Source organism: Desulfomarina sp., from assembly GCF_054039375.1.
Map to the genome: position 1 here is coordinate 1 of NZ_JBPLBA010000053.1, position 9,369 is coordinate 9,369.

The 9,369-nt window shown below is 44.2% G+C and carries 9 protein-coding genes; 2 read left to right on the forward strand and 7 right to left on the reverse strand.

Annotation, left to right across the window (positions count from 1 at the left end):
- The 5 genes from ACXLDX_RS02875 to ACXLDX_RS02895 form a co-directional block, all read right to left on the reverse strand.
- The coding region (locus ACXLDX_RS02875; protein ID WP_457575686.1) for a HAMP domain-containing protein at positions 1–1,424 on the reverse strand (1,424 nt) is incomplete at its 3' end.
- On the reverse strand, positions 1,421–2,440 hold the full coding sequence (locus ACXLDX_RS02880) for an ABC transporter substrate-binding protein (RefSeq protein WP_457575687.1): 1,020 nt from the start codon (positions 2,438–2,440) through the stop codon (positions 1,421–1,423). The genes ACXLDX_RS02880 and ACXLDX_RS02875, both read right to left, overlap by 4 nt.
- A 6-nt stretch (positions 2,441–2,446) precedes the next feature.
- A complete protein-coding gene (locus tag ACXLDX_RS02885) occupies positions 2,447–3,685 on the reverse strand; it encodes an ABC transporter substrate-binding protein (protein ID WP_457575688.1) in 1,239 nt (412 codons plus the stop codon).
- 172 nt (positions 3,686–3,857) lie between these two features.
- Positions 3,858–4,688, reverse strand: coding sequence for a DODA-type extradiol aromatic ring-opening family dioxygenase (locus ACXLDX_RS02890; protein ID WP_457575689.1), 831 nt, complete (start codon positions 4,686–4,688; stop codon positions 3,858–3,860).
- 253 nt (positions 4,689–4,941) lie between these two features.
- Entirely contained in the window at positions 4,942–5,430 is a 489-nt protein-coding gene (locus ACXLDX_RS02895; RefSeq protein ID WP_228856736.1) for a cyclic nucleotide-binding domain-containing protein, read from the reverse strand.
- Positions 5,431–5,801: 371 nt separating this feature from the next.
- Between ACXLDX_RS02895 and ACXLDX_RS02900 the strand changes: the two genes are divergently transcribed.
- Both ACXLDX_RS02900 and ACXLDX_RS02905 read left to right on the forward strand, forming a co-directional pair.
- The gene (locus ACXLDX_RS02900) at positions 5,802–6,317 is read left to right on the forward strand and encodes a thermonuclease family protein (RefSeq protein ID WP_457575690.1); all 516 of its coding nucleotides are present in this window, start codon (positions 5,802–5,804) and stop codon (positions 6,315–6,317) included.
- A 98-nt stretch (positions 6,318–6,415) separates the two neighbouring features.
- On the forward strand, positions 6,416–7,396 hold the full coding sequence (locus tag ACXLDX_RS02905) for a pentapeptide repeat-containing protein (RefSeq protein ID WP_457575691.1): 981 nt from the start codon (positions 6,416–6,418) through the stop codon (positions 7,394–7,396).
- Positions 7,397–7,790: 394 nt separating this feature from the next.
- Here ACXLDX_RS02905 and ACXLDX_RS02910 read toward each other — a convergent pair whose 3' ends face one another.
- Together ACXLDX_RS02910 and ACXLDX_RS02915 are read right to left on the reverse strand one after the other, a co-directional pair.
- Positions 7,791–8,360: a response regulator gene (locus ACXLDX_RS02910; protein WP_457575692.1), complete on the reverse strand. Its 570-nt coding sequence runs from the start codon at positions 8,358–8,360 to the stop codon at positions 7,791–7,793.
- A 16-nt stretch (positions 8,361–8,376) separates the two neighbouring features.
- The gene (locus ACXLDX_RS02915; protein WP_457575693.1) at positions 8,377–9,213 is read right to left on the reverse strand and encodes a CheR family methyltransferase; all 837 of its coding nucleotides are present in this window, start codon (positions 9,211–9,213) and stop codon (positions 8,377–8,379) included.
- Between the last annotated feature and the right edge of the window lie 156 nt (positions 9,214–9,369).

The window sequence follows — 9,369 nt, forward strand, 5'->3', positions numbered from 1 at the left end:
TGATCCAGGGTCTGATTAAAAGAATTGAGCGTTTCTTCCTCAAGCTTCCTCAACTCCCTCGCCATGATATTCAAAGCTTTGCCCATTTCCCCCATTTCATCGGGACCTTCAGGCAGTCGCTCATCAAGATGCCCTTCAGCCATCTTTCCCGCAAAACGGAGCACCCTGGAAATAGGTTCCGTCAGGCTTCTGATCATAAAGAAACTGACAGCAACAGCCAGGATTGTGCAGACGGCGGTAATCAGTAGACTGAATGTGGTCATTTTCTGCAGGGAATCCGTCAGTGTTTTCCCGATAATCTGCTGGGAAGCCATAATTTTTGTTCCAAACAGATGAAGTGCCTCCCCTGTATTTTCATCAATTTCACTCGCTACCTTTTTCTTGGCACTGTCCACAGCCGCCCGGGTGGAAACAATTTCTTTTTTAATCTTCCTGTTTGTTGCCTCACCTTTTTCTTTCAGGTATTCAGGCAGGTTTTTTCTAAGAGCATCAATGGTGGTTTTGACCTGGCCGGAAGAAGCAGCTATATTTTTCCTTAAACCCACCTGAGTTTGGGTGAGATTGCTCGCAATCCTGCCCGCTTCATTCAACTGGGTTACCGAGCTGTTCTCCAGTTCCCTGTTACTGGCCCAGTTGACTTTATCAGCAACAAGGGCAGATTCTTTCACAAGAATCCTTTTCTGAAGATCCAAATCTTTCATAATCTTCAGATAGAATTTTTCCTGGCTGGTGATTATTTCCTTTTTCAGCTTTTCCAGTTCACGAACCATGGTGTCTTCGTTCTTCACCCTGTCTCCAACACCATTTTCCATTAAGAGCAGAAATTTTATCAGCACCTGGTCTATGCTGTTTTTCACGGCTGTCCCGAGCACATTAAATTCCCGATCATAGTATTCCCGGTTTCGGCCAAACCTTTCAAGGCTCTGGATCGTTATTTCCTTTAAAGAATCCACATTGATAATGGCAAGGTTCGACATCAGTTTCCTCGATTCCTGCCCGGCTTTGGTAATTTCATAAATTGATTGTGTTGAATCCAGCACAACCTTATCCAGATTATTATTAATCACCCGATTCTGTTCATCCAGCGTTGTGGAAACCGCTTTACCGGCAGTAATAATTTCGCGGGCAACAACATCATAAAAATCCTTCTGGTTCTGAAGAGCTATTGCCGTGATTGAATCAATAGCTTCCAGTCCGCTCACTTCCACAACTCCTCTTCTGGCAATATTCTTTGCCCTTTCAAACTCAAAGGAACTGAGTTCCTGCAGCTCCCTCATTTTTGTGGACACACTCTCAAGAATAGACTGCCCTGCCTTTCTGCTGTGATAAATTGTGGTCGAAATAAGAGAAACACTGACTACCCCGAGAATCAGGACAATATGTATCAGTATCTTATATTTAATCTTTATGTTTACCGGTTTCATGGGACGCGGCCCTCCCCCCTGTCCGGTTGTAATATTTCCACAGACAGCCTGTTGAGATCCCTGGGTACAGTGAGCAACTGTAATCTATGCATATCCCTGCCGATATGTTGAACAAAACCCATATTGATATTTTCAAACCTGAAATAACTCCCCCCTTTTATCGCCTCCAGGGATTTTCTGAAAAGATCACGGTCAAAACCAAAATATTTCATCTGGGTAACAGCTTCTTGCTCACCACCATAAAAAGAAATACTTCCCGCGATTCTGAAAGTGGCTGATCTCACTGATTTCAGCCACTCCAGAACTCCGTTACGACATTGATCAATCAACAGATTTCCTTTTATTGCCAAAACCGAATAGACGACAGAATACTGTCTCGATAATTCTGCAACTGTTCCGTTCTCCTTCCCCAGTTGATCCAGGGCTAATGTCGGATATGGCTCCGGAAAAAACGCCCCGTCGATCTTCTCCTGAAAAAGGTCATTTAACAGAGACTGCAGCGGTATATTGATCACTTTGTAATCAGTCCCGTACTTGAGATACTTCCCGGCCAGGAAATGAATCAGCTGAAAATGCTCATTGGAGTAAAGATCCGGAATACCTATTATCGCTCCCTTGAACCCGGAATATTTCTTTCTGACAAACAGCCCCGACCCTCCTCTGCCTGTGGAACCTATAATCTTCACATCTATATCATCTTCATCCATCGCCAGAATTATGGGCAGGGGCAACATGGCAACATCAACAGCCGAAATTCTGAATGCGGCTTCAAGAGCTGTAAAAGAGCGATACTTTACAAGCCTGACTTCAACATATTGATAGGCAAAACGGTCACGATCAAAGGACATGATCAACGGCAGCTGGGTAACAATCGGGACATAACCGACACGTAAAAGCAGCTTTTCTCCCTGAAAGACGGGAGGTGAGGCGGAAACAGAGGATATGGGCAGACATACTGACAGGAAAAGAAAAAAAAGTTTTATCCACACCATGCTCCTGATTCTACCGGCCAGCATCGGATTTCACTCCTTCAATGGTTCGAGAACAACAGGATTTTCCTGTCGTGTCCTTGCCAGCGACCTGCCGCTGCTCTCACTGATTATTGTAAACAGATCCCATTTATTCCTGCTCTCTTCCGGCGTCTTTCCCAGGGCAATATAGGTTGGATGAATCCCCTGATGATCCCATGATCTCCAGTATTCATCACTGCCAAGAAGGGTAAAATGGTGTTCTTCAAGGGCCAGAACAATGTCATTTGCGGTAAATGAACCTGCCTGTTGGACCGCTTCGGCAAACTGCATCATATTCACCCAGGCCACCGCCGCTGAATTACCCGGCTTTTTGTGATAACGCTGCTCAAAAAGAGTCACAAACTGCCTGCTGCCTTCATATTTCTCCGACAGGCCATGATACCAGCACATGGAGGTCAGGATACCCTGCATAATTTCCGGACCGAGTTTTACAGCCATGTTAATTTCCATCAGGGGGACTACTATGGCCATGTTTTCCCGGAGACGGAGCATTGTCGCCTGCCTGAGAGAATTGACCATATCGCTGCCGAAATGGATGAGAACAAGTACATCAGGGCCGGCCCGTTTTACCTGCAGCAGTTCACTGATAAAGCCATCACTTCCAAGGGGTGTCGGCAGACTGAGTATAATCCTGCCACCGTCTTTTTCTATCACCTTGCCCAGGGAATCCTTCAGGGTCCTGCCCCAGGTATAATCAGCATAAAGAAATGCATAGGTAGCATTTGGGCCATATCGATCACGCAGGATGCCGGCTATCGCTCCTGCCGTCTGATGACCGTTGTTATACCACCTGAATGAATAACGATGTCCGTCTTTCCCGGTTGTGGCATTGGAATGTGTCAGACCGGCCATGAAAACCACCCCCCGCTGCTGACAGACCTTACTCTGGGCAATAGCGGACGCCGAGCTCGCCCCGCCGGTAATAAGAACAGCGCCGAGATCCATCAGCTCAACCGCATTCTCTCCTGCCCTGGCTGCCTCTGTGCCCGTATCCCGCACGGCATAAACAATATGACGCCCGAGAATACCACCGGACTCATTTAATATGTCAATGGCAAGCTGGTAGGCACGCAGTTGATCTTCTCCCTGCCTGGCATAAGCTCCGCTGAGGGGTATATTCAAGCCTACAAGAACTGTTTTTTCAGCTGCAGAACAACATTGAGTGACGGAGTTAAAACACAACCCCATAAATATGAGAACACGAACACCATCAATCAACCTTCTCACCATCTTAAAGCCTCCGCAACCCACTTCTGACCTGAATGTCATTTTCGGGTAACAGTTCGAAACCCGGTGGATATGGATATTACCCAATACCTCTTTCTGAATTATCCATATTTTTAAAACTCTTGTCAAATAGCAGAACTTATCAGATCGAGAGAACAGGCAGAAAAGGAAAAACTCACCAGATATACGAACTTGTTTTTTTACCCATGAATTCCACCTCGATAATCCGTTTTGCAGGACAACCGGAAACACCATAACAGACATGAAGAGGCAGCAGGTGTTCTTCCCGTGGATGACAAAACGCCGCAAAAGGGGCATCAAACCAGTGTTCCAGCCTCTCCCGACGTTCTTTTTCGCTCAAATAATCAGCAGACAGGGTTTCAATAAGCCAGTTTTCAAAGGCTTCATTCCATTGATTTTCCTTACCGACGGTGTTGTTTCTGAAGGCAGCGAGATTATGGAATGAAGAACCTGATCCGATGATCAGCAGGTTCTCCTCCTGTAAATTTCGAAGAACATTACCGATACGAATATGTTCCGCCGGGTTTAGAGAATCCAGCAGTGAAAGTTGAATACATGGTATGGCTGCCTCGGGATACATGAGCTTCAGAGGAACAAAAAAGCCATGATCGTACCCCCGACTCCCGTCAAGACCGGCAGATATACCGTTTTCCTCGAAAAGATGGAGTATTCTTTCAGCAAGTTGGGGATTTCCCGGTGCATTGTATGAGATGGAGTATGTCTCCTGCGGAAAACCATAATAGTCATACAGGAGTGGTGGAAATGTTGCCGAGAGAAGTTTTGGCTGTTTTTCTTCCCAATGGGCACTGACAACAAGAATGGCTGACGGCTGTATCAGGAAATCGGGAATTGCCTTCAGAAACGCTATTAAATTGAAATGACGCGAATCCCCCAGCAGGGGCCAGGGACCGCCTCCATGGGGAATATAAATAACTGACCCCGGTGACTCATCCCTGCAGATTTTCATTATTATTTTTTTCTTCATTTTATAACTGCCCACAAAGGTAATAACGTAACTGCTCACAGGGGTAGTAATTATATGATTTTATTACCTCTGAAGTGTAATTGCTCACAGGTGCCGCAGATTTTTGCAAGCTCTTTTGTTCGCTATAGCCTACTATGCGGACAAAAGAGACCGTGAAAAGCTGGGGTACCTGCGAGTAATTACGTCTGAATTACAGTTCAGAGGCAAAAAAATCATAGAGTTGCTTACCCCTGTGACCAAATACAAAAAGAGGTTAATGGGAAGATTGCATCAAATCCGCCAGTTTACTCGTTGTTCTTCTCATATTCAAGCTCAGTAAACGGGCAATTTTTTTAATTATCTTAATTCCCAGTGTCGGCATTTTTTCTGCAAGCAGGTCAAACCCTTTATCTGTGAGTGTTACCATGGTTGTGGCCTGTTTTGCTATGACGGTTGCAGATCTGGGAGACTTGTCAATAAGGGCCATTTCACCAATCGAGCTTCCCCGGGTAAGGCGTGCAAGAACGATATTTTCACCGAGATCACCTCTTTTCTGCACCTCCAGAACTCCGTTGACAACAAAACCCATGAAGGTCCCCTGGTCCCCTTCAACAAAGAGGTGTTCTCCACGCTGCAGGTGCACATAACTCATGTGCTGGGCGAGAATTGAGAGTTCCGTTACATTGAAACTGTCAAAAATCGGCAGACTGATAAGAAAAGAACGGGTTTCTTCTTCTGATTCGGTGAGTGTCTCAGGAGTCATAAAGATTTCGGGGAAAAAGGTAACACCTTAATTGTAACTGGTTACGGGGGTAGCAGCTATATGATTTTATGTAATTACTCACAGGTACACCATTTTCACGGTCTCTTTAGTCCGCATAGGTAGGCTATAGCGAACAAAAGAGATCGTGAAAAGCTGGGGTCGTCGTGAGCAATTACTCTTAATCTTGCAATTTTGTATTTTCTTCTTGTGAGTTCAAATCGTTTCAGGTAGAAGCATATCATATCAAAAGAACAAAAAAAAGTGTGTTTTCACCATCTTTAGGATGCTTTTTAAAAATAGAATTTCCGTTTGAAGTCATGGGACAGAGTTATTAAAAGAGGAATCCATTTTCAAGGTCCCTCCAGTGTACAATGAATTACAGGACGCTACAGTATCTTTTTTCAGTTTTTCTTGTTATCGCCTGCAGTACAAATCTATGCTCGGCCTCACCCTTTGAAGCCGAGGTGTCAAGGATTATAGACGGCGATTCCATTGTTGTTTCTAAAAATAAGAGGAAAATAGAAATACGTTTATATGGAATAGATTCCCCTGAATGGCAGCAGCATTTTTCCAGAGAGGCCAGGTCATGCCTGTCCAGGGTGATCCATGGAAAAAGCGTAGTGGTCTTTCCTCAATATAATGATTCCTATGGCAGACTGGTTGCCCACATTGAACGAAACGGAAAGAATATTAACGGTTATCTGGTTGAACAAGGGTGTGCCTGGGTTTACCCGTATTTTTGCAGGCAGAAAATATGCGATAGATGGAACAAAAAACAGAACCAGGCAAAAGAGGAACATAAAGGTCTGTGGCGGGAAGAACAACCTGTTTCACCCTGGATCTGGAAAAGGATGAACCATAAAAAAATTGAAGAGGTAGAAGAATGAGGTTGGAACTTTCCTGTTTATTCTTGGCAGTCATCTTTGCAGTTGGTTCTTCAGGAGGAACATCCAAAGCCGCTGAAAGTGTGACCTCTCGTGAAAACATGCAGAGATTAATTAAAACCAATAGTTGCAGGGGATGTGATCTTTCAGGAGTAAATCTGAACAGGGTCGATCTTTCCCATGCTGACCTGGAAGGAGCCAACCTTGAACAGGCCAGATTGTATCTGACAGATCTTTCTTCAGCCAACCTTCGTAATGCAAATCTGAAAGGGGTGGTTTTCGGAGGTACTGACCTTGGCGGTGCTGATTTAAGAGGCGCTGATTTACGGGGAGCTGTTCTTGATGGCGCCTATCTTGGAGGTGCTTTACTGGATGGAATGATAGTCACCACACAGTTGTCTGAACATTCCGATCTCACAGGAATTGAGCAGGAAGTCTATGTTGAAGATCCAGGAAGACCAAAAAAGAACCCTGTTAAAAATGAAGTCATAGTCAGGAAGAGAAGGGTTTTAAGGGAACCGCCACCAGTACTGAAAAAAATGAGAATCTCGAAACCCGAGGGGACTTATCCGAAGCCACCAGAAATAAAAAAGGCCCTTATGCCGGGGAAGATCAATCTCGGAACAGAGATTGACAGCAGGGAGGTGAGGAAAAAAAAATTCAGGAGCGGTGAGTCAATTGTTCAAGCAGAACATAAAAAGGAAAATATTGCTCCTGACAAAGAAAAAACGAAAGTGTTGAAAAATTTTCTGGATACCAACCGATGTTATGGATGCGATCTTTCCGGGATTGATTTTTCCGGAAAAGATCTGGAGGGTTCGGATCTGGAAAAAGCTGATCTGACCGGGTGCAGTTTTGCCGGAGCAGATATGGAAGGGGCAAATCTCAAAGGCGCAGTACTGGTTCGTGCCGACTTCAGGGGAGCTGACTTAAGGGGTGCTGATTTATACAAGGCGGATTTAACCGGGGCCAATATGGCTGGTGCACGTGTAGAAAATACACTCTTTGATGGCGCTGTTCTCCCCGATTCTTATGGAAAGGCAAATGGGTTATTTTTGAAACCACGAGTAGATGGCAATTAATTTCTCTCTGTTACCCCCAGCTTTACACGGTTTCTTCAGTCCGCACAGGTAGGGGCTGTAGCAAACAAAAGTCTGATTACGTATGAGACTCAGCCTGTTATTCGTGAGTCTGGGGATTGTGCCTGTTTTATCAGGCGTATTTCAAAAATCACATTAGACTGATTATAAAATGACCTGGACTGACACTTTTTCAATTGAATTCCTTATCAATTGAGATTTCCAGTGATTTTTGACCGTAGGCTAGCCTGATAAAACAGGCCCAATCCACAATTTGGCTGAGTTTCATGGGTAATCAAAAACAAAAGAGCCTGCAGAAATCCGTGGCACCTGTGGACAATTACAGTCCAGAGGGAATAGAATCATATAGTTGTTACCCCTGTGAGTAGTTACATGTTTACATATCCGCCAGTGTATCAAGGGCTTTGACTATTCTGGTGTCGTCCAGAAGACTTTCATCTCGCAGGATATTTTCTATATTGTCAAGTTTTTCCTGCAATGTGGCCACCTGAAGTTCAAGATTCTGAATTGTAGCTGAGGCCTCTGTTTCGGTAGTATTCATTGCGTGTTCAAGATCCCTGGCATTTTCCAGGATGGTCTGCAGGTTTGCTATTTTATTGAGTCGCAGAAAAAGCTCATCAAAATTGATCGGCTTTTCCAGATAATCAATGGCACCTTTTTTCATTGCATCAACGGCAGTGTCTACTGATGAATGTGCCGTAATGAGTACTACTTCCGTTTTACTGTTTATTTCTTTTGCAATTTCAAGGACCTCAATGCCTCCAATATCGCCGGGCATCATCAGGTCGGTCAAAACGACATCAAAAAAACGTGTCCTCAGGAATTTTTCTGCAACATAGCCATCTTCTGCAACAACTACCTCATAATTCTCCTTCGTCAACCGTTGCTCAAGAAGACGCCGTATAACAGGATCATCGTCTACAACGAGGATGGATAAATTTTTCATAATATGATCCCTCAGTCTATTTCTTTTGATAAAATATCGTTCTCAGGTGCCTTTTGGGGACAAAACGGGGACAGACACCTGTAAGTGATTCAGTTGAACCTATAATGAGGAATCCGTCATCTGCCAGGACATCAGCAATTTTATTGAATAGTTTTTTACGGTCCTCCAGAGTGAAATAAATGGCCACATTTCTGCAGAAAATGATATCAAATTTTCCCAGTGCATTAAACGGCAGCATAAGGTTCAGTTTGCGGAAATTGACCATAGCCCGTATTTCATCCTTAATTTTCCAGGTATCCCCGAAGAGGGTAAAATATTTTTGTAGAAATTTTCGATCAAGTCCTCTTTCAATTTCAAATTTATTGTATTTTCCAATGCTTGCCTGGGTAATTGCCGTATTGGAAATATCAGTTCCCAGGAGTTTTACGGAATAATTGGGAGCATCACCAATGAGCTCTTTGATGATGATGGCAATGGAATACAGTTCCTGACCTGTGGAGGCGGCAGCACTCCATATTTTGATGGGAATTCTGAGCCGGCCGGATTTTTCAGATCTGCGATCAATTATTTCGGGCAAAAGTTTGTGCTGGAGCAGGTCAAAAGGGCCTTTGTCTCGGAAGAACAGGGTTTCATTTGTTGATATGGCATCGATGATTTCCCGTTCAATTTTTTTGGAGGCATCACGTTTGGCTTTCTGATACAGCTCTTTGTATGAATTGCATCCGTGAGCTTCCGCAATGGAACTCAATCGTGTTTCAAAAAGATATGATTTGCTTTTATCAAGATATATCCCGGAGATATCATGGATATATTTCGATATAAGCTGCAGTTCTTCAGGGGCGATTTTAATCATGTTATTTTGAAACCGATTTGTATGACATTGTACCTAAATCCTGCAATTGGTAAGTTCGGAGTCTTCGCTTACCTGCCGAAGATGCGAGGTTCAATGGCGCTGACGTATAGGCATACTTCAAGCCATTGAAAACGAAGCAGGTAAGCGAGCCTGCGA